The following is a 25,887-nucleotide window of genomic DNA, read 5'->3' on the forward strand; positions in this document are numbered from 1 at the left end:
ATCACACATTAAATAAATTAAAAAGAATGTGTGATTGTCGCAAGGCTTTTAGGGATTACAAAGCGAATCACGAAAGACGAATTGCAAAAGCATTTTCCGAACTCAGCGTAAGCCAGCGGGACCTGTTGAAGGCTCTCTATGAGGATGGAATGTCAAAACAGGAATATGCAGATGCAATCGGCGTGTCTCCTTCAGCAATATCACACCGGCTTGAAACCATCAGAAAAAAATTAAAAAAGTTTTGAGATGAACCTCAAGTTTTTCGCTTTTTTGTCTATAGGGTGAGAGGCAAAATCGGGCAGGACTTTCGTAAAGAAATCATGACAGCCGGTGACCTCTCAAGATAACAAACTGCACTTTGAAAAGTGAATACACATTCATCAGGAACTTTAGCTCCGGTGCGAGCATGCGAAGCGATGCGCCATGACCCCGCAAGGGAGAGCGATAATGTCTCGCTTCAAAAGACAGGCAGCACCTGTCATTTTGCGGTGACCGCCGGAGAAGACAATGATACTCCTGTCCAGCCACAGCCCCGGATACTAATCCAGTCACGCAATGGGGGCAGCCCGGAGAGATCCTCGGGGGAGTTGGAAACTCGTGCGACAGATTCGCTGGCTGTCGCCTGATTGTTTCCCGTAATCCGGGATGATGGCCCGTAGATTGCCGTAAATTCATTTTCGGATATTCAGATTCGCATTGCAGAGTTCATCGTGTTCGAGGACAAAAATCCTGCAGCGGCAATGGCATCGAAGACCTGTTCGATTTCGTGGATGTCCGCTGCATCATCGAAGATCAGGGTTCCTTCCCGGTCGACCGTGAAATAACCGATCTCGTAGGCGCATGTAGGAACGCCCGTGTAGATGGCATCCACTCCGATGGATTTGCCGATTGCCTGTGCCAGCCTTTTTCTTTCTTTTCCGGTTGCGTTGTAATTCACTTTCATTTCGTGCTCCTGCATCCGTTGTGATTTTTGGTATGTACATATACGCTCTAAACGTCGAGAATAGCAAGTCATTTTTCATATATTTTTGATTATGATTAATATTCCTTTCATCTTGTGTTGTAACGGCGTTTGCGTTACAATGATGGTGGAGGTGAAAGTCATGGAAAAAACAGCCACCCTTAATCTGAGAGTTAATCCGGAAGTGAAGCAAAGAGCAGAAGAAGTACTGAAGAGCCTCGGAATGCCTATGTCAACGGCCATTGATATTTATCTCAATCAAATCAGCTTGACAGGTGGTATCCCGTTTGCTGTTACATTGCCAAAAGCACCTGCAAGCGTAGATGCAACCCGGATGACAGCAGATGAGATCCACGAGAAACTCGACAGGGGATATCAGGACGCAACGGCAGGCAGAACTCGTGATGCCAAGGAAGCCTTTGCTGCGTTCAGAGCGGAGAAGAAGTAATGACACATTACAAGACTCACATCACGGATGAAGCTCTTAATGATATGGAGTCGATCTACGAGAATATATAGCCGAGGAACTTCTTGCTCCGGACACAGCAATGGGACAATATAATCGTATCGCTGACGCCATAGAGACACTGGATCAAATGCCGGAGCGCATCAAATTGATGGAGAGCGAACCAGAAAGAACGAGAGGACTTCGCAGACTCATCGTTGATAACTATGCCGTCTTTTTCATTATTGCGGATGATGTTGTGATCGTGACAAACGTCCTGTATGGGGCATCCGATATAGAAAACAGACTCAGAGGCAATCGATAGTCATTTTGTGTCCTTTGTATTCTGAACCGCTTCTGATTCTCCACCATTTTTGAGGTTCAGAGGCAAAACTCTGAACCTTTTGCTTGTTCCCGACCCAGTGGTTTCAAGCGGAAGAACGCGGAGAATAGCATCTTGCCGCGCACATGCGGCGCGCTATCTCTTCAAATCTCACGGTCGGGAAAGCGCCCACCGATATCCTCGATCCGAATATTCCGCCAAACATCGTGAACACGCCTTCACTGACGCCGAAATGACGCCAGATCGGCCCTCCATCATAGCGCATCGTCTGCAGCTTTTTGTAAAAGACCAGCGTTCTCGTCGCATCGAATATGCCTCCCCGGATTACAACGCCGTTTTCTGCCAGCGCAAGCCCCGCCGTCACACCTGCAGACACAGAAAATACCGCTGCCGCGACAGGAACGCCTGCTGCAATCATCAGTTTCCAGTTGAGCGACAATGGAATCACAAGCCAGGCGACCGCCATCACCGCCGATGAGATCAGCACATAACGCACTGCGTCTATCGCCATCAGTATCGCTCGCTTCCGTTCCCATTTCATCTGATAAAGCTGTTCATACTCCGGCAGCAGCCGGCTCACAAGCGAAGTGATTTTGTCCCTCCTCAGATAAAGGGAAAGATTACATACCTCATCGTCATCATCCCCCATCCCGATCACGGAAATTTTCAGTTCCTCATAGCCGAAAATTCTCGCCAGAAATCCCTGATTCACCGTCACGGCATGAATCTTACTGACCGGAACCGAGAAATCCCGCCTCTTGGTCAGACCGTATGCAAGGCGCAGTGAATCCCCGTGCCGCATACAACGGAAATCGTAGAGACGCAGAAAGCTTTTGACGGGCGTGCCGACCAGCGACCAGACCGCCACAAGCAACACCACCAGACTGGTCAGAAATTCACCGAGGCTCGAAGTATCGATACCGTGAATATCATCCGCCAGCATGCCGCTTCCCAGCGCCAGTCCGCCGACGCCGATCAGGAGCCCGGCAATACTGCTGGAGAACATCGCATGACGGAGCACTGCTCCCGTGCCAAAGGAAATTCCGTTGTGATACAGTTCCTGCGGATTGACCGGCACCGGACTCTCCGCACCCATCCGACCCATCACCAGCCTTTTGAATTCCTCCGCCCTGTCCCGGGCCAGAACCAGGTCTACATCCGTATCTTCTGCAGTCGAGGCGGAATTAGTATCGATGCGGATACGGTAGACGCCGAGCATCATCTGCAAAAGGTTTTGTTCAAGGTTGACACTGGACACCGTCGCCAGGTCAATAATATTTTGTTTGTCAACCATGGTCGCCCGATGCACAATCAGATTCGTTCCGTCAAGGATAATGTACGTCCGCCACCAGCGCCTCACCGCAAGGGCCGCGAGGAACAAAACCATCACGAGGAGCCCCAGCAGAATCGGGCAGTACCGGGGCGGGACGCCGCCGGTCGTTCGCAATTCCCGAAAAAGGCTCTCCGCATCCCGCAGATTTGTTACAATGATTACAGCCAGTGCGGCCAGCACACCGGTCGCTTTGGTAATCAGAACACTGAAATGACTGCGATAAACAATCCGCTCATTCTCATTCATGCTCGAATATCTCCTCCCCGAGCGATCCTGCCCACCTTGCGCTTAAGCGACTCCGATATTTCCTCCGCCTCCGCTGCCGGCAGATACCGCACATCCACGTCACCGCCCGCGGTCACAACCGAAACCGAAGCCAGACCGTACCTCCGCTCGACAGGGCCCCGGCTCATCTCGATTTTCTGCACCCGCTCGATAGGAACGATCTCAGTCTTTTTCACAAAAACTCCGGAACGGATATTAATTTCCTCCTCATCAATGGCATACCTGTACCAGTGATAAAGTATTTTCGGCGACAAAAGTTTCGTCACAGCAAGCGCCGCATAAAGCGCCAGCACGACGACCGCCGCAATCCGCCGATGCGGAATTCCCGGAAAAATCCATCCGAACCAGAGATCGGACGCAACACCAAGAAATATCACCGCATAAACCGCAATGGCAATCCCGTTAACCACGTACATGTATTTCAACGCGTTCTTCTCTAACTTTTTGTATTCTTTCATCTCGCATTCCCTCCCCTGCTCTGACTTTCCTCCATTATGCCATTCTCTAACCGATGCGTCAATCATCCTCACCGCCGCCGGGCAATAAAGCAGATCCGGGTTTTTTCGAATCTGAACAGCGTTCATCGTCAACGGATTCAAATCCCGCCGCTTCCAGCCGACGTTTCAGTTCGGATTCCCAATAAATCTTCATGCCCCGGTTGCCGCATAATCCGTCCTCTCGTCTGAATTTTCCGCAATTGTTGTTGTTTACTTTACACTCTACGGGGTATATAATGGTCATACAACTTAAAGTTCTTAACAAGGAGGAAACATTATGTTAGAAATGTACAGATGCGCACATTGCGGAAATATCGTTATCATGGCTCATAAATCGGGAGTTCCCATCGTATGTTGCGGAGAGCCCATGGAGCTCCTGAAGGCAAACACCACCGATGCAGCGCAGGAGAAGCACGTACCGGTCGCGACCGTTGAAGGCGACAAAGTCAGTGTCAAGGTCGGCAGCGTGGAGCATCCGATGACCGACGAGCACTATATCGCCAGCATTCTGCTGGAAACCGAACACAGCCTTCAGGTCAGATGGCTGAAACCCACGGACAAACCGGAGGCAGTCTTCGCCGTCGCTCCCGGAGAGAAACCGGTTGCCGTCTACGAATACTGCACACTCCACGGCCTGTGGAAGGCAGACCTGTAAATTCAAGGATTTGCAGATGCACCAGACAGTTTATTGAAAATGCCAGAAATACCGTCCGGGCATACGGACGGTATTTTACTGTCTTGCTTCCTGTTTACAACGAATCTCCCGGTATTCACGCGGTGAAATGCTCCCGGTATTCACGCGGTGAAATACTTCGGTGCTCCCGCGGCGTGAAGTGGACGGTGCAAGATACACGTTCTCCCTAGGCGGTGCTACCCTGGCAAAACATTCCAGTCGCTCCCGCAGGGAACAGCGAACCCGGCGTTTATTCGACGAAAACACTGCCGCCGATGAATTCCCTGAGAATCGAATTGTTGACAATCACGGAATCGTCCTCAATGGGCAGGAAGAAGTTTAAGAACTTCAGAATACGCTGAGCTTCTGCGTATTCCGGCTCATCCGGACGAATCTTCTCCAGCAGTGGCTGTGCGTATTTTTTCAGGACAGAGATTTCATAGACGTGATAGGAATTGAACAGCACATCCGCTTCGTCACTGTAGGGGAAAATATTTTTGTCCTCGCCGGCGCGAACCTTGGGCCAGTCTGCAATGGTGCTCCGGGCATCGTGAGCGCGGAACTGATAGTCACGTACCATACGCCGGAGCATCCGCTCGTCCGTCGTCGGAATCCGCACGTGCTCGTCGATATTCAGCTGGGTCAGCGGACTGATGTAGATTTTGAATTTCTCCTCGGCCGGGATCTGCTCCGTCAGTTTCCCGTTCAGACCGTGAATTCCTTCAATTACAATGGGCTGGCCGTGCCTGAGCCTGGTGATGCGCTTGCCGTATTCTTTCTTGCCTTCAATGAAATTAAACGTCGGCAGATCTACTTCCCGGCCTGCCAGCAGATCGTTCATGTTCTGGTTGAACAACCCGATATCGATGGCGTCCAGATCTTCATAATTCGGCTCGCCGTGCTCGTCCAGGGGCGTCTGGCTGCGTTCCACAAAATAATCATCGGTTCCCATGTACAGTGCGTCCATACCGTTGACCTTCAGCTGAATACAAAGCCTGCGCGCGAATGTGGTTTTCCCGGAGGATGAGGGACCCGCAATCAGAATGATCCTTTTCTTCCGCTTCATTATCATGTCCGCGATTTCCGCAATCTTCTTTTCGTGCAGTGCCTCCGAAAGCATCATCAGCTCCTTCGCCTCACCACGGACGATTTTTTTGTTCAGATCACCGACATAATCCACACCCAGAAGACGATCCCAGCGTCCCTGCTCGTCAAAGGCCTCCGCCAGCCTGACCTGATCTTTGTACTCCGGGATCACCTCCGGGTTCGCCGGGAGCGGGAAACGGATCAGCACGCCGCCGCGGTACGACCGCAATTCAAAGTGCCGGATGTAGCCGGTTGAAGGAACCATTTTACCGTAAAAATAATCCTGATAATCCTCCAACTGGTAGAAATCCAGATGCTCTTTCTCCGGCAGAAACTGCAGTTCCCGCAAATTGGCATAGCGCTTCATCTCAATCAGGAGTTTAATTCCCTCCTCCGCGGAATAGCGATGATGTTCGATGGGAACATCCTCCTCCACCAGGCGCCGCATCTCATCTTCGATCTGACGAATTTCCCGTCCGGAGGCGCCCTCCAGCGCATAGACATACAGTCCCTGGTTCAGAGAATTGTCGATTATCATCTCCGTATCGCCCAACACGTGCTTGACCGCGGTCAGATAGATCAGCACAAGTCCATACTGATACACCAGATTCGCGGCTTGCGTCCGCATGTCCAGCAGTTCCACACTGCATTCTTCCTCTATCACAAAATTAAGGTCCTGATACTCATTGCCCACCTTCGCCAGCAGGACAGTATAAGGGAGTTCATCCCTCATCTGCCTGTAAATCTCCTCAATCCGGGTTCCCTTTTTCACCTCAAAATCCCGAAATTCGCCGCGGGGTTCCGTCTTCAGTCTGATTTTCAAGATACATACCTCCATGCCGTTCCATGTTTGACCTGATGCTATGCACTGCAGTCTAATCTCCTCTGAACAAACATTATACCATAAATACCGGGACGGAGAATATATATAATTGTGAAAGTTCAACAATCGCCGGCGGGGACTTGGCATCGGATGATGCTTTGCGACACCGCCGGCAGACTCATTCCGTTCGCACTGCTTCGCTGCCGGAGAGCTTACGCAGCGCCCCATTAGGTCCGACGGGGATTTAACGGGCAGACACTGTATTCGTCATTTAACCGACTGGTCTGTTAAATCATTTGATCCGGAGCAGTCTTCGCTGCATTTCCCGCATTTCGCATTTCTCCGGGATTCCAGTGCCCGGATCAGCCGCACGAGGAAATAAATAACTGCGGCCGCCGCTGCAGCAATCAGAAGTACCAGAAGCAGCGTCTGCTGCATAAAAGTTCCATTCAATTTTCTCACCTCCGTGTATCATGTGCTTTGTCTCCGGGTCGCGGCTCTGACCCGCCGTTCGTTTCATGCTGTTCTGCTCTTTCTGGTGATCTTGCCTTTGTAGTTGCAGGAAAGAGCCGCGCAGGCGTAGTAATCTGACAGTTCCACCAGCTGTCCCCCCACCTTGATTCCGGTTCGGATGTAGCCCTCCTGACAGCAGGTCCGGGATTTACGGCTGTCATCATCTACTGTATATTTTCTGCCGTGAACGGTAGAGAACAAAGTAAAGATCGAGAACTTCTTTGCGTAGTGGCTCAGAGTCTCCACGGTGCATCTCTTACTTTTTTTGTTGTAGGTGAAACGCGCTTCCACAAAACACTCAAAGCACTTTTTCTTTGTCCAGCTGTCATAAATTCTGGTTCGGTGCGAAGCCGTCCTGGTTTTATCTCCTCCGGCGGCAAAACACGGTTCCGCGAAAGCAGCCGTCAGTCGGGAAAAAAATCCGCGCGGAGCACTAGCGCTCTTTTCCCTTCCGGTGTCCAGAATGTCAAGAACAATTTTCTCTTCATCAAATGTCACCGTCACGTTGCTATCGATAACATAGGTCACCGGTTTCATATTGGAATCGACTGATACGATGTTCCCCGCCCCTGCGGCTTCCGATGTTTCTTTGGCAGTTTCCGTTGTTGATCTGACAGATCTCGCCACTGTTGCGGCAGTTCCCGTTGACTGGTTTGTCAACCTCGTTGCTGCTTTGACGGGTTTCGCTGCAAACTCGGCGGTCTGCTCTGATGTCTTCTCCTCCATGATCTGCGACGCGTCATCGTAGCAGTCTTCCATAACATTTTCCATTACATCGTCTATCTCACCCGGCTCCAGCCCTGAAAAATCTTCCTGCTTCAGTTCCTTCACGACGGCCTTCTGATCCTTTTTGATTTCCTTCATTTCTTTTTTGTTGTAAGAAATCCGAACGATCGTCTCTGCCTGCTCCCGTCCGCCGTCCGGAAGAAACAGCCCGGGCCGGCTTTCCTTTGTACGCGCCGATGCGGCTCCGCCGGAGGACTCCGCCGCACAGGCCGGCATGATCTGCGTCAGTGTCACACTCAAACCGATGAGACAGATCACAATCCGTTCAATCATTATCCTTCCTTTCAGCATTTTTCACACCTCCGAAATTTCATTAAAACGCCGCGCAGGCCGCATCTGCACCGGAGTCCTGATTTACCTGCAGGGGCACATCCGAAGAGACATCCTGAGCATATTCATCCGTTTCCGATCCGGGCACAGATTCCTCCGAAACCTCCGCCGGGTCCTCCGGCATGGAAGCAGGCGGCTCGTCTGCCATGGCGTTCCGGTCGGGAGCACCGATATCCGGTGAGATCCGGCCATTGGGAGCATCCGCAGCTGTTTCCGCTGCGGCAGAAACGGTGCGATACTGCTCCGTCTTCTTACGATACTCAAGGTATTCCATCCGGTCAGCCTCCTGATCTGCTTTCGCCTCATCCACCGTCTTCTGGTTCTGATATGCCAGGTACAGGGATACAAGCTGGCGCATTTCATCCGCGTACAGTGTGATTCCGCGAGACATATGAGTATGATTCCTGTCCCAGGCCCGGATGTCGAACTTCGGCACCGATTGATCATTCCAGCAGACGATGTTCAGTTCCTTGCTCCAGCCGTTGTTCCGGACCGCCAGAGTCCCGAGATGTTTTCTGATTTCAAACGTAAATTCATTCGGCATAATAGGTTCTCCTTTCCTTCTTCTAAGCAACCCTTTTGTAAGGTCGATATTACCATTATTGGTATAATATGTCAATTAAATCGACGCAAAAAACAGCGGGAGAAAAAAGAAAGTCTTTTCTCTTACCCGCTTGATTCCAATGTTTTCAGAGGCGCGGAGCACGGCAGTCAAAGACCGGCCGCGGTTACTGACAGATCGTCGATGCAGTCAGTTCCAACGCGAAGCGGCAGTCATCAATGCAGCCAATCCTGCGCAGGTCGGCCGCGGTCGTCGACAGTTTGCAAGCTCTGCAGGCCGGCCGCGGTCGTCGACAGATCGTCACAGGTCAGCTGCAGACTCGCCGAACACGGCGGTTACCTCTTCAGTGTAAGGAAACCCACTTCGGGACGGTTGTTCAGGCGGAACGGAAAGACGCTGTTTCCCAATCCGCGGCTCACCAGCATGGCAGAGCGGCCTTCGATATGGAAGCCGCTGGTCATTTTCGGGAGCACGCCCTGGCCCGGAGCATACAGACCCTGTCCGTTCGGAAGACGGAACTGGCCGCCGTGCGCATGACCCGACAGGATGACGTCGGCGTTAGTTGCCGCGTAATCAGTCAGATACTGCGGTTCGTGAGTCAGCATGATTGTGAAGGCGCTATCTTTTTCTTCACAGATATCCCGGAGCTTCTCCAGAAGTACGGCGGACTCAAAGCCGGTCCCCAGTTCCCATCCGATCTCCTTAGCGGCGTATACGCTGGTTTCTGCGACACCCATGATATTGATATGGGAACCGTCCTTTTCAAACTTCTCGCATCGATCGAACATGACATGCACGCCCAGCAGTTTAAGTTCCTCATAAAAGGGATGGATCCGGGTCTGACGAATCTGCAGCTCGTGATTTCCGTTCACATAATAAACCGGCGCAATTTTCAGAAGACCGGAAACCGCCTTCAGTGCCGCCATGAAATCTGTGTGATTTCGGTCCACAAGATCCCCGGTGATCGCAATAATATCAGGATTTCCGTTCCGGACCATCTCCAGCAGTTCCCTTTGTTCCTCCCCGAAATACTCACTCTGCAAGTCGGAAATATGTGCAATGCGAAATCCGCCGAAAGCTTCAGGCACACGTTCCGAGCGAAGACGATACTCCGTTGCGACCAGCGCCCTGTTGCAGTATTTCAATCCCCTGTACAGACCGTACGCAGTGACCCCGGCCACAGTTCCGGCTGCCGCGGCCGTCAGTGTGCGCCGCGCTGTCATTCTTTTTTTCATAATCTCCCCCGTTTCAAAGTCTAATTTCCAGTTCCACCGGACAATGGTCACTCCCCATGATATCCGTGTGGATCTTCGCGTCCACAATCTTATCCCGCAGACGGTCGCTGACGATAAAATAGTCAATGCGCCATCCCGCGTTGTTCTTCCGGGCATTGAACCGGTAGCTCCACCAGCTGTACACCCCTTCAGTGTCCGGATAGAGATACCGATAGGTATCAGTGAACCCGGCCTCCAGAAGCTGCGTCATCTTAGCTCGCTCTTCGTCAGAAAATCCGGCATTTCCACGGTTTGTCTTCGGGTTCTTCAGGTCGATTTCCTCATGCGCGACATTCATGTCCCCACAGAGAATCACGGGCTTTTCCCGGTCCAGCTCCACCAGCAGGTTCCGGATATCATCCTCCCATTTCATCCGGTAATCCAACCTCCGGAGTTCATTCTGACTGTTAGGCACATAGACGTTGACCAGATAAAAATCCTCATACTCGAGAATGATCCCGCGGCCCTCGTCCGTGTGCTCCCCGAAATTATACTGCACACGCAGCGGCTTTTTCTTTGTAAGCACCGCCGTTCCCGAATAGCCCTTGCGCTCCGCACTGCAGAAAAACTCCTCATACTCCGGAAGGTCAAGCGTCGCCTGCCCCTCCTGCATCTTAGTCTCCTGAATACAGAAAAAATCCGCGTCCAGCTCCCGGACCACATCCTCAAATCCTTTTTTCAGACAGGCTCTGAGCCCGTTCACGTTCCATGATATCAGTTTCATATGTATGTCTTTTCTCGCTTTCGTTCTGATTTACCCCGCTTCCGCCGATCCTCAGCGATGAGGCGATGCATCAGCGGCGTCTCTTTGGTTACTGCCATTATACCATAGTTTGATGCGTTTGTGGTTCAATTAATATTTTATCCTGAAACACCTTATATTTGTAGATTCAGGAGTCAGATTTGTGGCACACATCTTGCTGTGATAAAATGGTAACAAAACACTGGCAGACAACCTGCAGACAGAAAATTATTATGAGCAAGGAGGATTTTTTATGGGCATTCCATCGGACGCCCCCATCCGGCTTCACAGGAAGTTCGAGCGGGGAGACAGAAACAAAATCACAGACGTGCAGGGCGTCAGGGTCGGTCAGGTGACTCTGCAGGACGGGGAGATCAACACCGGCGTAACCGCCGTTCTTCCTCACTGCGGCAACATTTTCAGGGACAAAGTCATGGCCGGCTGCTCCGTCCTCAACGGGTTCGGCAAAAGCATCGGGCTGGTGCAGATTCAGGAACTGGGAACGATTGAAACTCCCATCGTGATGACCAACACTCTCAGCATCGGAACTGCGTTTACCGCTCTCACGAAATATATGTTGGAACAAAATGAAGATATCGGCGTATCCACCGGAACCGTAAACTGCCTTGTTACAGAATGTAACGACGGGCGGCTCAACGATATCCGGGGACTTCATGTCCGGGAGGAGCATGTCCGGCAGGCACTGGACAGCGCTTCCGATGATTTTGAGGAGGGCGCCGTCGGAGCGGGAACAGGAATGGTCTGCCTCGGGCTGAAGGGCGGAATCGGATCCGCTTCCCGGAAAATCACAGCAGACGGCGGCGAATACGTGATTGGGGCGCTCGTCATGACCAATTACGGGTCCGCCGGTAATCTCGTCATCGACGGAATCCATTATGACACAACAAAGGCCGCCGCACGCACCGACGAGACTTCCGGATGCGCCGGCGAGACTTCCGGATGCGCCGGCGAGAGCTCAGGATGCGCCGCCGGTACGACCGGCGCGGTCAGCACAGGCGGTGAAGACAAGGACCGGGGTTCCGTCATCATCCTCATCGCCACTGATCTTCCTCTTTCAGAGCGGCAGCTCACCCGGGTTTCCAAGCGGGCTATGATCGCCCTCGCCAGAACAGGCTCTTACTGTGGAAACGGAAGCGGAGACATCGCGATCACCTTCACGACGGCTAACCGATGTGCCCATTACAGCGAGAAGGATATTCTGAAATACGGAATGTTTTTTGACGAAAACATTGACCGTGTATTCGAGGCATCTGTGGAGGCTGTTGAAGAAGCTCTGATCAGTTCTCTATATCACGCGAAGACGACAGAAGGCGTCCGGGGAAGCCGCTATATGGGGCTGAAGGATTTCCTCAATATGGACTGACGGTCCTGGGCAGATTCGGACAGAATTCGAACGGTGCGACGGTCCTCGCGGGCCGGTCGGGCAGCCTCGGACGAGACGGGGAGCCTCGTGGGCCGGTCGGGCAGTCTCGAATGGTGCGGCGGTCCTCGCGGGCCGGTCAGGCAGCCGGATCCTTTATCAGGTTAAAAATAGGATAAAAATCGGTTATGACCGGTCCGAATATTTCTTTGCAGCATGCACGGCGGCAGAAAAAGGACTATTGTTCATCATGAAGAGCGACCTCTGTTTGGCACGATCATTGCTCCTTATGCAAATGTCGCAATTTTCACTGCGGTCAAAAAATTTTCACCATCCAAGGAGGTCATCACTATGACTACACAGAATAACGGTTTCCGGAAAGAGATCGGAACCTTCGGCGGCATCAGCATCATCGGAGGTATCATGATCGGTTCCGGCATCTTCTACCTCGGCTCTTATGTCCTGCAGCGGACGAACATGAGCATGGGAATGGCTCTGCTGTGCTGGATCATCGGCGGCGTTGTTTCCATTCTCGGCGGACTGTGTTTCGCGGAGCTGGGCGCCAGCGATCCCAAATCAGGCGGCATGGTTGTCTATCTGAACAAAGCCTACCACCCGTCCGTCGGCTATTCCTTCGGCTTTACGAGCTGGCTGGTAAGCGGTTCCGGTTCCATCGCGGCGCTGGCCATTGCTCTGGTAACCGCGCTGAATAACTTTATGCACATGTCGGAGATGACAATCAAGCTGATCGCCATAGTGATCATCATCGTCCTCACCGCATACAACTGCCTGGGAATCAAATACGGTTCCATCCTGCAGAACATTTCCATGATCGCCAAGCTTATCCCGATTGTCGTAATTCTGTTCGCCGGTTTGGTTCTCGGGAAACAGCATCCTGATCTCTCCGTTGTACCGGCAGGGTCGGACTTATCCTTCGGCGGAATGTTCGGAATGATTGCTTTTGCGACCGTCGCAACACTGTGGGCCTATGAGGGCTGGACGAACCTGAACCCCGTGGCTGAGGAAATGAAGAATCCCGGCAGAGATCTGCCCCGTGCCCTGATCATCGGCATCGGCAGCATCACCGTCCTGTATACACTCTTCAACTTCTCAATTTACCGGGTACTTCCGCATGAGCAAATCGTTTCACTGATTAACAATGACGATCTGTACCTCGGCACCACCGTCGCGAAAACCATCTTCGGCGGCGCAGGCGGCGGTATGATCCTCGCGACTCAGCTCATCGCCATCTTCGGCGCACTGAACGGAATGATCATCGCCTTCTCCCGCTACTATTATGAAATGGCGGAAGACGGGCACTTCTTCCGGAACCACGCCAGACTGAACAAAGCAGGCGTCCCGCAGGTTGCGCTGATTTCGCAGGCCGTGATTTCCATCATCCTCGTGATGCTGCGGAACCTCGACCAGCTCACTTCGCTTGTGGTATTCGCCGGCATGGTATACAACACGCTCTGTATCATCGCGGTCATCATCTATCGGAAGAAATTCCCGGACATGAAGCGCCCGTACAAAGCATGGGGCTACCCGGTTACCGTCATTCTCGCGGTGGTGATTTTCTTCGCGCTGATGATCAACACACTGATGTCAGACCCGAAAACCGCAGCGATCGGACTGATCGTTCCCGTTCTCGGCGTCATCACCTGGTTTATTTTCGACAAAAAATTAGTCCGCGACGAAAAACGTTCGTAGCAGGGTTTACACGGCGGACAGTCCGTGTTGAAGTGATTCGCGTCGGACCGCCCGGACCAGACGATTCACGGCGGACAGTCCGCGACGGACTGCCCGGATCGGGCAATCTACAGGAGTTTTATATGGAATATGATATTCTGATTAAAAACGCATCTATTATCGACGGCACCGGAGCGCCGGCGTTTGCCGGCGACACGGCCGTCAGCGGCGATTTGATCACGGCCGTGGTTCCCGGCGGCAGCCGGGAGCTCCGGGCCGGCAGGATCATAGACGGAACCGGGCTTTATCTGGCGCCCGGTTTTGTTGATATCCACACCCACAGCGATCTCACAGCGCTCCGCGTTCCGACTGCAGACAGCCGGATCCTCCAGGGAATTACGACGGAGCTGTGCGGCAACTGCGGAATGTCCGCCTTCCCCATCTGCGGGGACAGGAAGGACGACTTTCGTTATTATCTCAGCGAATATGTTGACAAAAACGATCCGCTGCCGTATTCTGATATGAACGGATTCGTGTCGCTGCTCGATGAGGAAAAGCACAGTACAAACATGGCCTTCCTCACCGGTCACGGCAACCTTCGGCTCTCTGCCATGAGCTTTCGCAGAGGAAAACCGGAGCAGGAGGAAATGAGCGTAATGAAACGCCTGCTGGAGGAGACCCTTCAGGACGGCTCCTTCGGAATGTCCTCCGGTCTCATCTATCCGCCGGGTTCCTATGCCCGGAGCGAGGAGCTGGAAGAGCTGTGCACTGTCCTCCGGTCGTACGGAGGAATCTACACGACACATATGCGGAACGAGGGGCTTCAGCTGACAGATTCTGTCCGGGAGGTCATCCGTCTGGCCGAGAAGACCGGTGTGAAGGTCGAAATTTCTCACCTGAAAGAGATCCGGCAGGAGTGCTGGCATACTGCGGTACGGGAAGCGGTGAAACTCATCGCGGATGCGAGAGACCGCGGACTAGATATCACCTTCGATCAGTACCCCTATACCGCTTCCGCCTCCGGCCTGGAAACCAATATTCCCGAACACGCCTTTGAAGGCGGAAAAGAAAAGCTACGGGAACGGCTGCTCGACCCGCGGGAGAGAGCTGCCCTTCGTGATGAGGCCAACGAAAGCCACATCGGCAGATGGGACAAAATCTTTGTCTCCCGTGCGGAAGGTGCCTCGAACAAAGACTTTGTCGGCCACTCCATCGCAGAGATCGCGGCGATGACCGGAAAAGACCCTGCGGACGCGTGCTTCGACATCGTTCTTTCCTCAGATTTCCAGGCAAACGAAGTGAATTTCGGAATGTGTGAGGAGGACATCGAATACATCCTGTCACAGGATTTCGGAATGACGGGTTCTGACGGCGAGGCGGAGCCCCTCGATTTTCCCGGCGTCCCCCACCCCAGAATCTACGGTACCTTCCCGCGGATCATCTCCCGTTATGTGCGGGAGCGCGGCGTGATTTCCCTGGAGCAGGCCGTCCGGAAGATGACAGGAGCGCCCGCCGAAAGAATAGGTCTCACCGACCGCGGAAAAATCTCAGAAGGGATGCATGCGGATCTGGTTCTCTTCGATTACGACAAAATCGAGGACACGCCGGACTACTTCAATCCCGGACAGCCCTGCGAAGGCATTCGCGCAGTCTTTGTCAACGGCGTTCTCAGCGCCTCAGACGGAGTTCATACCGGAGCCAGAGCCGGGCGCATCATAAGGAGGAGATAACTGTTGAACATACTATCTGACAAAGGCAATCCGCCGGAAATGTTCCTCGCGGAATCGATGAAAAAGCATCGGGTTGCAGGTGCGGCGTTCGCCCTCATACGCAGCGGAGAACTTGCGCACACCGGATTCTGCGGTGTCGCAGATCCGGAGGAGAATCGTCCTGTGGATGCGTCCACTCATTTTGAAATTGCTTCTCTGACCAAGACCGTATTCGCCCGTTGTATTCTGCAGCTGGAGGATCGCGGGCTCCTGCGTCTCGACAGACCTCTCCGGGAATATTCGGATGAACCTCTGCCGACAGACGATCCCGCATTCCGCGACGTCACCGCGCGGGATGTGCTGACTCACGCCACCGGTCTGCCGAACTGGGGAGACGCGCCTCTCCCCCTGCGCTTCGTACCGGGAACGGGTTTCGGATACTCCGGCAAGGCCTATACATTTCTTCAGAACGTCGTCGAGAAGATTACCGGCTCACGGATTGATGTGCTCCTTCAGGATGAAATTTTCAATCCCCTGGGAATGAAGAACGCCGCCATGATCTGGACCGGACCGCTCAACCGGACGCTGTCCAGAACCTTCGACGCTGACGGAGTCATCGAGCCCCTCCGCAGCTCCTGCCGCAGAACCGTGGCCGTCGAGCCCAACGCGGCCTTCAGCCTCTGCGTGACGATATCCGATTACACGAAATTCGCTCTGCAGCTCCTCAGCGAGCCTGAAACCATCGAGCGCATCCGTTCCTTTCGGAACCCGGTTACGGAGGGCGTCTCCTGGGGCCTGGGCTGGGGACTGTGCCGCGAGACGCTCTGGCACTGGGGCGACAACGACGGATTCAAAGCCTTTGTGATTCTGGATCCGGCGACAAAAGACGGCGTTGTGATTCATACCAACAGTTTTAACGGACTGGAAGTCTGCTATGAATTTATAGAGGAGCTCGCCGGCTTTGATATGCGGAGCATTCGCGAAATGGTCGCCGCCGCGGAATAAAGCCGCGGTGCGAAATGTAATTGAAATCAGGATATAAACAGGATAAAATAATACCCGGGGAACAAAACCCCGGTATTTTCTTTTGTCAGGAGAACTCAGTCATGAAACGAATCAGCATTGTATACCGAAACGAAGAAAACAGCCTTGTGATGCAGCACCTGGAAGCCGTGATCCACAGTGTATTCCGCGATTCCGCGGAGCTTCGGGGAATCTATATCAGCCGGCTGAGGCCCAGAGAACCGGTCGATGCGGACATCTATCTTCTCTCTGACAGACGGCTGATTTTCGATCTGAGGGAACACGCCGTCTCCATGCACAACGTTGTGTTCATGGACCGGAGCATCCTCCGGAGCAGCCTGGGCGAAATACGGGCGATTCCACCGGGGAGCGAAGTCCTCATTGTCAACGACACGCGTGACACCGCAGAGGAGACCGCAGTCATGTTGTACGGACTGGGCGTCGACCATGTGCGCTTCACTCTCTTCGACCCGGAAAATCCGGGCGGGCACGAGGACGTCAGATACGCCATCACTCCCGCAGAGCCGGCTCTTGTGCCGCCCCATATCCCCCATGTCATCGACTGCGGATACCGGGAAATCAGTTTTGAAACCATGATGGAGATTGAGCGGCTTCTCGGCGCCGATGATCCGGAGATTACCTCCAGGCTGGTCGACTACGGCATGAAAATCATCGAACCGGCCAGGACCTCTGCGGCAAACTATCTGAACCGGTTTCTCCGCGAGAAACTTCTGGACGAATACCTGTATTATTCGGAAGATGTGACATTCGCTGTCAACAATTCCGGCGAGGTGGTCTTCTTCAACCAGAAGGCCGCAGCCCTTTTCGGTTTTAGCCACGATCGCCGCATTCTGCTCCGGGAGCATATTCCGGAAGATCTGCTGACACTGCTGTACTCGACGGACAATATCCTGAAGGCCGCATGTACACTGAACGAGACCCATTATACGCTGGACAAGAAGAGCTTTCTCAGTGCGGAGAGCAGCATCGGATTCACTGTCAACATGCGGGACGAAATGTCGATTGTAAACAGCGAAACAGTGCTTTCCAACGCGCTGAAGAAGAGCGGACTCGTGGCGCGGTACCGTTTCAGCGATATCATGTACACCTCCGAAATAATGAAGCGTACCGTCCGGCGGGCGCAGATTGTCGCAGGCACAGACCACACCGTACTGATTCTCGGCGAGAGCGGCGTGGGCAAAGAAATTTTCGCTCAGGCGATCCACAACGCCTCCAGCCGGAAGGACCGGCCATTTCTGGGCGTGAACTGTGCCTCCATTCCGGAGAGCCTGCTGGAATCCGAGCTTTTCGGATATGAGGAGGGGGCGTTCACCGGTGCACGGAAGCACGGACGGGCCGGTTTTTTTGAGCGGGCCAGGGGCGGAACCATCTTTCTGGATGAGATCGGCGATATCCGGCCCCAGATGCAGGCCTCTCTGCTGCGGGTTCTTCAGGAGAAACAGATCATGCGAGTCGGCGGGAGTCAGGTAATCGACATCGACGTCCGTGTCGTGGCCGCGACTAACCGCAACCTTCCGGAGAAGGTGCAGAGCGGCGAATTCCGTGACGACCTTTATTACCGGCTGAACGTCATGCAGATCACAATTCCGCCGCTGCGGAAGCGAAAGGCCGACATTCGCCCGCTGTTTGACTATTTCCTGGAAAACAGCCATCCACTGCCTACTCCGGCAATGTATGAAAAAATGCAGCACCACAGCTGGCCAGGCAATGTCCGGGAGCTGGAAAACTGTGCGCTGTATTTCAAAACCTTCCACACTCTTCCGGAAACAATTTCAGAAGATGCCGGCATCCGGGAAACTCCTCAGGGACTCCCCTCCCAGACTCGGATCGATGTCGCCATTCTGCGGATCATCAGCGATTCCAACGCTGCGGGACGCGGAATCGGACGAACGCGGATTCAGTACCTGCTGGAATCCGTCCACATCACGGTCAGCGACATCCAACTGCGCAAGCGGCTGGCGCACCTGAAACAGCGCGGTTTTATCGAAATCCACAAGGGTCGGCGCGGCGCGACCATCACTCCTGCCGGACTGCAGTACCTTGCAGAGAACGCGACCCTGTAAGTGCCGGCGCGATGTCCAGAGGTCGGCGGCAGCCGAAACCCAGAGGCCAGCCGATCACACCTCCTGCATGCCCGTCGAAACAGAGTCGGCAGAGCCTTTTCCGGTACGGCCGACACGCCGACCAGGCATCTCTTTGCTTATCAGAAAAATATAATTATTTATCGCTGATTTGTTGACCGCGTTTTTTGTCTATGCTAAAATATAGGTGATTATTATTCCGAATGATGGATGCGGGAGATGCTGCACCAGTTGGCAGAGCCGAAGGGGCGTCGTGGGCAAACTCTCAGGCAAAAGGACTGTATCCGGACGGACCCCTGGAGAGCGTAGCGCACCGAAGAGGGACAATCTTTCAGGTAAACGGACAGGGCACACGAACAGGTGAGTTCGCGTGTCTTTTTTAATAACTGCACACTGCGACGCCAACGGACACTGCTGACAGCATAGGAGGTATTACATGTCAGAAGAAAAACTCAAAAGAACCTCTCTGTACGACACGCACGTCAAATACGGAGGGAAGATGGTGCCGTTCGCCGGATGGGAAATGCCGGTTCAGTACAAGGCCGGTGTGATCAGCGAGCACATGGCGGTCAGAACGAAGGCGGGAATGTTCGATGTATCTCATATGGGAGAGATCGTGTGCAAGGGTCCGGATGCCCTGGCGAACCTGAACATGCTGCTTACTAACGACTATGCCGGAATGGCGGACGGACAGGCACGTTACAGCCCGATGTGCAATGAGGAAGGCGGCGTTGTCGATGACCTCATCGTGTACAAAAAAAACGACGAAGAGTATCTGATGGTCGTTAATGCGGCCAATAAGGACAAAGACTTCAACTGGATGAAAGCCCATCAGACCGGCGATGTCACATTCGAAGACATTTCCGACACGATCGGCCAGATCGCATTGCAGGGCCCCCTCGCAAAAAAAATTCTGCTAAAGCTGGTCTCCGGGGACGCGGTTCCGCAGGAATACTATGCCTGCACCTTTGATCAGGACATGTGCGGAACCAAAGTGATGATCTCCACCACCGGCTACACCGGTGAGGACGGAGTGGAAATCTACATGCCGATGGAAAAGGCGCCGGAAATCTGGGAAGCACTGATGGAAGCCGGAAAAGACGAAGGACTCATCCCCTGCGGTCTGGGCGCCAGAGACACCCTGAGGCTTGAGGCGGGTATGCCTTTGTACGGTCATGAGATGGACGATACGATTACGCCGAAGGAGGCGCTGCTTAGCATCTTTGTAAAGATGGATAAGCCCGACTTCATCGGCAAGGCCGCCATCGAAGCCAAGACGCCCCCCACCCGCAAGAAGGTCGGTTTGGAGGTTGTCGGCCGCGGCATTATCCGCGAGCATATGGATGTATACCGCAACGGAAAGAAAATCGGAGTCACCACCTCCGGCACCATGTGTCCCTACATTAAAAAGGCTGTCGCCTGCGCTCTGATCGATGCGGACGCACGGGAGCTCGGCGAAGAGGTCGAGGTCGATGTGAGAGGCCGTATGGTGAAGGCGAAGATGGTGAAATCACAGTTTTACAAAAGAGAACAGTAAAATACGGCCGGACGGTTCGCCGTCCCGTAAAGCCGCAGACGAATCAGTTACAGGAAATTTCAGGAATTAATAAGTAAAATCGGAGGTATTTAAAATGGCACTTCTTTATTCTAAATCACACGAATGGGTAAACATGATCGACGACACGACCGCGACGGTCGGACTGACGGACTACGCGCAGAGCGAGCTGGGGGAACTGGTCTTTGTCAACCTTCCGGAAGAAGGCGATGACGTCGAGGCGGGCACACCCTTTGCAGACGTAGAATCCGTCAAGGCGGTTTCCGATGTCTATTCTCCGGTCACAGGCACCGTGGCGGAAATCAACGAGGAACTGCTGGATGCTCCGGGAAACATCAATGAAGAGCCTTATGAAGCGTGGATGATCCGCGTGGAGAACATCAGCGACAAAGAAGAACTCATGGATGAGGCCGCTTACAAAGAATACGTGAGCACCCTCAGCGAAGAGTAACAAAGGAGAGAACTATGGGTTCATATGTACCGAATACGAAGGCCGAACAGGAGGCCATGCTGAAGGAGGCCGGGTATTCCGGCTTCGAGGACATGTTCTCCTGTATCCCGGAGGAAAACCGGCTGAAACGGCCGCTGAACATCCCCTCCGGACTCAGCGAAATGGAAGTCCTCCGGAAGATGGAGGAAATCGCAGACAAGAACACAGTGTTCAAGAGCATCTTCCGCGGCGCGGGCGCATACAATCATTACATCCCTGCCATCGTGAAGAGCGTATCCACAAAAGAAGAATTTGTCACAACATACACGCCGTATCAGGCGGAAATCAGTCAGGGAATTCTGCAGTCGATTTTCGAGTTCCAGACCATGATCTGCGAGCTGACAGGAATGGACGTGGCCAATGCGTCCCACTACGACGGTGCGACGGCTGCTGCGGAATCCATCCCGATGTGCCAGGACAGAAAGCGCAAGACCGCCTATGTCTCCGAGGCCGCACACCCCGGAGTCATCCAGGTGATGAAGACCTACTGCTTCGGCAGCGGCACCAGACTGGTAGAGGTTCCGGCGCGGGACGGCCTGACGGACATGGAAGAACTGGAAACTCTGCTGAAGGAGGATCCCGCGGCGGCGTGCGTCTACATTCAGCAACCGAACTTCTACGGAAATTTTGAGGATGCGGAGAAAATTGCGGAAATCACTCACACGGCCGGTGCCAAGCTGGTCATGGGAGTGAACCCTATTTCTCTGGCCATCATTCAGTCTCCGGCGGAAGCGGGTGCAGACATCGCCGTCGGCGACGGACAGCCGCTGGGTATGCCGATCGCATACGGCGGACCATATGTGGGATTCATGGCCACCAATTCGAAGATGATGAGAAAGCTGCCGGGACGTATCGTCGGTGAGACGACTGATGACAAGGGCGAGCGCGCCTTTGTACTCACGTTACAGGCCAGAGAGCAGCACATCCGCCGGGAAAAGGCGAGCTCCAACATCTGCTCCAACCAGGATCTCTGCACGCTCATCGCCTCTGTCTATATGGCTGCGATGGGTAAGGACGGCATGCGGGCGGTCGCCACACAGAGTATGTCGAAGGCGCACTATCTGGCAGAACAGCTGGAAGGTGCCGGTTTCCGGCCTCTGTACCGTCAGGACTTTTTCAACGAGTTCATCACGGACTGCCCCTGCGGATCACAGAAACTCATGAAGGCACTGGAGAACCACGGGATTCTGGGTGGTCTTCCCATCACGGAGAACGCGATCCTCTGGTGCGCGACAGAGATGAATACAAAGAAGGATATGGACGACGTCGTCACCATCGCGAAGGCCGTCATGGAAGGAAAGGAGGCGCACGCATGAAACTGATATTCGAAATCGGTTCGGAAGGCAGAAAGCTGTCCCTTCTTCCGGAATGCGACGTTCCGGAGACGGCTGTTCCGGAGAAACTGAAACGCAGAAGCGAGCTTCATCTCCCTCACCTTTCGGAGAATGAGATCAGCCGTCACTATACAAAACTTGCTAAGCGTACACACGGTGTGAACGACGGATTCTATCCACTGGGTTCCTGTACGATGAAGTACAACCCCAAGGTCAACGAGGAAACCGCCGCACTGAAGGGCTTCACCCGGGTTCATCCTCTGCAGAGGGAGGACACGGTACAGGGCAGCCTGGAAGTCATCAAGACCATTTCCGATTCCCTGTGCGAAATTGCCGGAATGGACGCCTTCACGATGCAGCCGGCAGCCGGCGCTCACGGTGAGTTCACAGGATTGCTGCTGATCAAAGCATACCATACGGACCACAATGACAGCAGGCGCACCAAGATCATCGTTCCGGACTCCGCTCACGGCACCAACCCCGCTAGTGCGGCCATGTGCGGCTACGAAATCGTCAGCATCCCCTCCGCAGAGGACGGATGCGTGGATTTGGACGCCCTGCGGGCAGCGGTCGGCGAGGATACTGCGGGTCTGATGCTGACCAATCCGAACACCGTCGGGCTTTTTGACAAAAACATTACGGAGATTACCAGAATCGTCCACGAGGCGGGCGGTCTCTGCTATTATGACGGCGCAAATCTGAACGCCGTCATGGGACTTGTTCGTCCGGGCGACATGGGCTTCGACTGTGTCCATATCAACCTGCACAAAACCTTTTCCACGCCTCACGGCGGCGGAGGACCGGGAAGCGGTCCGGTGGGCTGCAAGGAATTCCTGAAGCCCTTCCTGCCGGGTTATCAGATTACGGTGGACGACAGCGGAATGTACCATTACTCGGTCGGCGACAAAACCGTAGGTGCGGTCAAACAGTTCCACGGGAACTTCTCCGTGGTTGTCAGAGCCCTGACCTATATTCTGTTCCTCGGGAAGGAAGGAATTCCGGAGGCATCCTCGAACGCTGTGCTGAACGCGAATTACATGCGGAAGAAACTAGACGACCTGTACACCATGGCTTATGACACCACCTGTATGCACGAGTTCGTCATGGATCTGTCGGAACTGAAGCACCGGACGGGCTGCTCGGCGCTGGACGTTGCCAAGGGTCTGCTGGACTACGGCATTCATCCGCCGACAATGTACTTCCCTCTGATCGTGCACGAGGCGCTGATGGTCGAACCTACGGAAACGGAGCCGCGGGAGGTTCTGGACGAGGCAATCGAGGTTCTGCGCAAGCTTTATGAAACCGCAGAATCGGATCCGGAGTCCCTGCACAGCGCGCCCCATACGACGGTCATCGGCCGTCCGGACGAGGTCGGAGCCGCTCGGCATCCAATCGTGCGTTATATCTGGGAGGACTGATCTATGATCAGAAGACTGCTCTGGATGCGCACTGAAAATACTTATCCATACCGCAATCTGGCGACGGAAGAATATCTGACCATGAATGTGAAGGACGGCGAGTGCATCCTGTATCTGTGGCAGAACAGACACACGGTCGTGATCGGGAAGAATCAGAACTGCTGGAAGGAATGTAAAGTCAGCCGCCTGGAAGAGGACGGCGGATATCTGGTACGCCGCCTCTCCGGAGGCGGCGCGGTTTTCCACGATCTGGGGAATCTGAACTTCACTTTCTGTGTGAAAGCCGGGGATTATGATCTGAACCGGCAGCTGGATGTCATTCTCCTGGCGGTCAGGAAACTCGGCATGAACGCCGAGCGAACCGGCCGCAACGATATCACCGTTGACAGGCGCAAGTTCTCCGGCAATGCTTTTCTGCGTGTCGGCGACCAGTGCTACCATCACGGTACGCTGATGCTGAATGTGAACGGCGCGGACATGGCAAAGTATCTGAATGTGGACAAAAAAAAGCTGGCCTCCAAAGGAGTCGATTCTGTACGCTCCCGGGTCGCCAGTCTGATTGAGTTCCGCCCGGATATCACGGTGGAAATGATGACGGAGGCCCTCGTATCATCCTTTTCGGAGGTCTACGGTCTGCCCTGTGAGAAGTTCCAGGACAGTTCTCTTCCACAAAATGAAATTCAGAAGCTCACGGAGAAGTTCGAGTCCTGGGAATGGAAGTACGGCCGCAAGATCCCCTTTGAATACGAAATCTCTGACCGGTTCGACTGGGGCGATGTTCAGCTTCAGTTCCACGTGAACGGCGGCGTCATCCGTGAGATAAATTTCTATTCAGACGCCATGGACCAGGCGGCAGTTTCTTTGTTCGCGGAGTCTCTTACAGGCTGCCGCTACACGGAGGCTGATATGGCCGCAGCCATTGAGTCCGTCAGGATCCCGGAGAATGCAGCGCCGGCAGAAATCGCCAGCGCCATGAAAAAAGATATCACTGACCTGATAAGGGAGAAAATATAGTTATGGAAAAATACGATCTGATTATCATCGGCGCCGGACCGGGAGGCTACGAGGCCGCCATCGATGCGGCAAAGACATACAAAATGAAGGTGGCGCTGATTGAAAACCGCCAGCTGGGAGGGACCTGCCTGAACCGCGGGTGCATCCCCACAAAGACGCTTCTCCACACTGCCGCGCTGTACCACGAGGTTAAAGCGCACGGTGAAGAGCTCGGTCTGACCGGCACTGACGGCGACGGATTCGATCTGGAAAAAATACAGGAACGCAAAAATGCTGTTCTGGATCAGCTCCGGGGCGGCATCGCGATGCTGATGAAGTCGAATAAAATCGCAGTCTACAACGGCACCGGAACTGTTCTCGACAGGGGTCGCGTCCGCGTGGAACTTACGGAAGGCGGAACGGAGGAGCTGGAGGGCTCCAATATCATGATCGCCACGGGTTCTGTCCCTTCGCTTCCCCCGATTCCGGGCGCAGATCAGGATGGCGTGGTAACCAGCGATCAGATGCTGGACTGGAGCCGGCCGCTGAACAGCCTGCTTATCGTGGGCGGAGGCGTTATCGGCTGCGAGTTCGCATCGGTGTTCAGTTCTCTGGGCGTCAAAGTGACGATTGTAGAAGCTCTGGACCGCATCATCGCCAACATGGATAAGGAAATCGGCCAGAATCTGAAAATGCTGATGAAACGTGTCAAGGGAATCGACGTCCACACTAAGTCCACAGTAACGGAAATCCGAAAAGGCGAAGACGGAATGGTCTGCTGTTTTACAGAGAAGGACAAACCCGTGGAGGTCACCGCGGATCTGATCCTGATTTCCATCGGCCGCAGAGCTTACACCGAAGGGCTCTTTTCTGAGGAATCCTCGGAGGAAATCCGAACGATGAAAATGGAAAAAGGCCGTATTCTGGTTGATTCTCACTTCCAGACCTCTGTTCCGGGCATCTACGCCATCGGCGATGTCATCGGCGGCATCCAGCTCGCCCATGTGGCAACCGCAGAGGGACGCTCTGCCGTCGCCGCCATGAATGGCGCAGAACCACCGGTAGACATGAACACGATCCCCTCCTGCATCTACACCAATCCCGAAATCGCCAGTGTCGGCATCAGCGCGGAGCACGCCAAGGCACAGGGAATCGAAATCACCTCCCAGAAATACCCGATGGGCGGCAACGGAAAATCTATCCTGTCACTTCAGGAGCGCGGCTTCATCAAAGTCATCGCAGACGCCGGCTCCCACAAAATCCTCGGCGCCCAGATGATGTGCGCCCGGGCAACGGACATGATCAGCCAGTTCTCCCAGGCCATCGTCAGCGGTCTGACCCTGGAGGACATGGCTAAAACCATCTACCCCCACCCGACCTTCAGCGAAGGAATCGGCGAAGCGCTGAAATAGGCGACGCGGGTTGGCGAGGAGCGTCCGAGTAACACGAGGAGCAGCGGGCGCGAAGACTGGCGAGCGACGGGTTGGCGAGGAGGCAGTCGGATGCCTTTGTACTAAAAAACAAAGCCAATGCATAACAA

The 25,887-nt window shown here is 53.9% G+C and carries 23 protein-coding genes, 1 pseudogene and 1 riboswitch; of the genes and pseudogenes, 15 read left to right on the forward strand and 9 right to left on the reverse strand.

All coding sequences use genetic code 11. The annotated features are described in order from the left end of the window. Positions 1-26 precede the first annotated feature (26 nt). A complete protein-coding gene (locus tag FYJ64_RS11825; protein ID WP_206045620.1) occupies positions 27-245 on the forward strand; it encodes a sigma-70 family RNA polymerase sigma factor in 219 nt (72 codons plus the stop codon). 440 nt (positions 246-685) lie between these two features. Here the strand turns inward: FYJ64_RS11825 and FYJ64_RS08975 are convergent, their stop codons facing one another. Next, positions 686-943 carry a hypothetical protein gene (locus FYJ64_RS08975; RefSeq protein ID WP_154574812.1) on the reverse strand — a complete coding sequence of 86 codons (258 nt, stop codon included), beginning with the start codon at positions 941-943 and terminating at the stop codon, positions 686-688. A gap of 160 nt (positions 944-1,103) precedes the next feature. On the opposite strand from FYJ64_RS08975, the gene FYJ64_RS08980 reads away from it, so the two are divergent. Beyond that, positions 1,104-1,409 (forward strand): type II toxin-antitoxin system RelB/DinJ family antitoxin, encoded by a 306-nt coding sequence (locus FYJ64_RS08980; RefSeq protein WP_154574813.1) that lies wholly within the window; start codon positions 1,104-1,106, stop codon positions 1,407-1,409. A 64-nt stretch (positions 1,410-1,473) separates the two neighbouring features. Continuing rightward, positions 1,474-1,731, forward strand: a pseudogene (locus FYJ64_RS08985) (type II toxin-antitoxin system RelE/ParE family toxin); the annotation flags it as partial. Positions 1,732-1,834: 103 nt separating this feature from the next. Here FYJ64_RS08985 and FYJ64_RS08990 read toward each other — a convergent pair. Together FYJ64_RS08990 and FYJ64_RS08995 are read right to left on the reverse strand one after the other, a co-directional pair. Further along, entirely contained in the window at positions 1,835-3,328 is a 1,494-nt protein-coding gene (locus FYJ64_RS08990) for a PH domain-containing protein (RefSeq protein WP_154574815.1), read from the reverse strand. After that, complete coding sequence (locus FYJ64_RS08995; protein ID WP_206045621.1) at positions 3,325-3,825, reverse strand: PH domain-containing protein; 501 nt, start codon at positions 3,823-3,825, stop codon at positions 3,325-3,327. Before FYJ64_RS08995 ends, FYJ64_RS08990 begins: the two co-directional genes overlap by 4 nt. 316 nt (positions 3,826-4,141) lie before the next feature. Here FYJ64_RS08995 and FYJ64_RS09000 point away from each other — a divergent pair, with 316 nt between their 5' ends. Further along, a complete protein-coding gene (locus FYJ64_RS09000; RefSeq protein ID WP_154574817.1) occupies positions 4,142-4,519 on the forward strand; it encodes a desulfoferrodoxin family protein in 378 nt (125 codons plus the stop codon). Between the two features lie 268 nt (positions 4,520-4,787). Here FYJ64_RS09000 and FYJ64_RS09005 read toward each other — a convergent pair whose 3' ends face one another. The 6 genes from FYJ64_RS09005 to FYJ64_RS09030 form a co-directional block, all read right to left on the reverse strand. Next, a complete protein-coding gene (locus FYJ64_RS09005; RefSeq protein WP_154574818.1) occupies positions 4,788-6,446 on the reverse strand; it encodes a nucleoside kinase in 1,659 nt (552 codons plus the stop codon). Between the two features lie 267 nt (positions 6,447-6,713). Continuing rightward, on the reverse strand, positions 6,714-6,899 hold the full coding sequence (locus tag FYJ64_RS09010) for a FeoB-associated Cys-rich membrane protein (protein WP_154574819.1): 186 nt from the start codon (positions 6,897-6,899) through the stop codon (positions 6,714-6,716). A gap of 63 nt (positions 6,900-6,962) precedes the next feature. Further along, the gene (locus FYJ64_RS09015; protein WP_154574820.1) at positions 6,963-8,036 is read right to left on the reverse strand and encodes a hypothetical protein; all 1,074 of its coding nucleotides are present in this window, start codon (positions 8,034-8,036) and stop codon (positions 6,963-6,965) included. Positions 8,037-8,058: 22 nt separating this feature from the next. Then, a complete protein-coding gene (locus tag FYJ64_RS09020; RefSeq protein ID WP_154574821.1) occupies positions 8,059-8,619 on the reverse strand; it encodes a YdbC family protein in 561 nt (186 codons plus the stop codon). 353 nt (positions 8,620-8,972) lie between these two features. Then, on the reverse strand, positions 8,973-9,872 hold the full coding sequence (locus FYJ64_RS09025) for a metallophosphoesterase (protein ID WP_154574822.1): 900 nt from the start codon (positions 9,870-9,872) through the stop codon (positions 8,973-8,975). Positions 9,873-9,885: 13 nt separating this feature from the next. Continuing rightward, positions 9,886-10,635 carry an exodeoxyribonuclease III gene (locus tag FYJ64_RS09030; RefSeq protein ID WP_154574823.1) on the reverse strand — a complete coding sequence of 250 codons (750 nt, stop codon included), beginning with the start codon at positions 10,633-10,635 and terminating at the stop codon, positions 9,886-9,888. A 271-nt stretch (positions 10,636-10,906) separates the two neighbouring features. Here FYJ64_RS09030 and FYJ64_RS09035 point away from each other — a divergent pair, with 271 nt between their 5' ends. From FYJ64_RS09035 to lpdA, 11 genes are all read left to right on the forward strand, one after another. Then, entirely contained in the window at positions 10,907-12,037 is a 1,131-nt protein-coding gene (locus FYJ64_RS09035; RefSeq protein WP_154574824.1) for a DmpA family aminopeptidase, read from the forward strand. Between the two features lie 348 nt (positions 12,038-12,385). After that, a complete protein-coding gene (locus FYJ64_RS09040) occupies positions 12,386-13,744 on the forward strand; it encodes an APC family permease (protein ID WP_154574825.1) in 1,359 nt (452 codons plus the stop codon). 122 nt (positions 13,745-13,866) lie between these two features. Further along, a complete protein-coding gene (locus tag FYJ64_RS09045; protein ID WP_154574826.1) occupies positions 13,867-15,453 on the forward strand; it encodes an N-acyl-D-amino-acid deacylase family protein in 1,587 nt (528 codons plus the stop codon). 3 nt (positions 15,454-15,456) lie between these two features. Next, positions 15,457-16,437: a serine hydrolase domain-containing protein gene (locus FYJ64_RS09050; RefSeq protein WP_154574827.1), complete on the forward strand. Its 981-nt coding sequence runs from the start codon at positions 15,457-15,459 to the stop codon at positions 16,435-16,437. A gap of 101 nt (positions 16,438-16,538) precedes the next feature. Next, on the forward strand, positions 16,539-18,539 hold the full coding sequence (locus tag FYJ64_RS09055; RefSeq protein WP_154574828.1) for a sigma 54-interacting transcriptional regulator: 2,001 nt from the start codon (positions 16,539-16,541) through the stop codon (positions 18,537-18,539). A 221-nt stretch (positions 18,540-18,760) separates the two neighbouring features. Continuing rightward, a riboswitch (glycine riboswitch) is annotated at positions 18,761-18,848 on the forward strand. 145 nt (positions 18,849-18,993) lie between these two features. After that, positions 18,994-20,094, forward strand: a complete 1,101-nt coding sequence (gene gcvT / locus FYJ64_RS09060; RefSeq protein ID WP_154574829.1) for a glycine cleavage system aminomethyltransferase GcvT — start codon at positions 18,994-18,996, stop codon at positions 20,092-20,094. A gap of 94 nt (positions 20,095-20,188) precedes the next feature. Then, a complete protein-coding gene (gcvH, locus tag FYJ64_RS09065; RefSeq protein WP_154574830.1) occupies positions 20,189-20,563 on the forward strand; it encodes a glycine cleavage system protein GcvH in 375 nt (124 codons plus the stop codon). 14 nt (positions 20,564-20,577) lie between these two features. Then, positions 20,578-21,918 (forward strand): aminomethyl-transferring glycine dehydrogenase subunit GcvPA, encoded by a 1,341-nt coding sequence (gene gcvPA, locus FYJ64_RS09070; protein WP_154574831.1) that lies wholly within the window; start codon positions 20,578-20,580, stop codon positions 21,916-21,918. Further along, a complete protein-coding gene (gcvPB, locus tag FYJ64_RS09075; protein ID WP_154574832.1) occupies positions 21,915-23,354 on the forward strand; it encodes an aminomethyl-transferring glycine dehydrogenase subunit GcvPB in 1,440 nt (479 codons plus the stop codon). Before gcvPA ends, gcvPB begins: the two co-directional genes overlap by 4 nt. Before the next feature lie 3 nt (positions 23,355-23,357). After that, positions 23,358-24,368, forward strand: coding sequence for a lipoate--protein ligase (locus FYJ64_RS09080; RefSeq protein WP_154574833.1), 1,011 nt, complete (start codon positions 23,358-23,360; stop codon positions 24,366-24,368). 2 nt (positions 24,369-24,370) lie between these two features. Next, positions 24,371-25,759 (forward strand): dihydrolipoyl dehydrogenase, encoded by a 1,389-nt coding sequence (gene lpdA / locus FYJ64_RS09085; protein WP_154574834.1) that lies wholly within the window; start codon positions 24,371-24,373, stop codon positions 25,757-25,759. Positions 25,760-25,887 lie beyond the last annotated feature (128 nt).

The sequence above is a fragment of the Hornefia butyriciproducens genome, from assembly GCF_009695915.1.
In the GTDB taxonomy this organism is placed as follows: domain Bacteria; phylum Bacillota; class Clostridia; order Peptostreptococcales; family Anaerovoracaceae; genus Aminicella; species Aminicella butyriciproducens.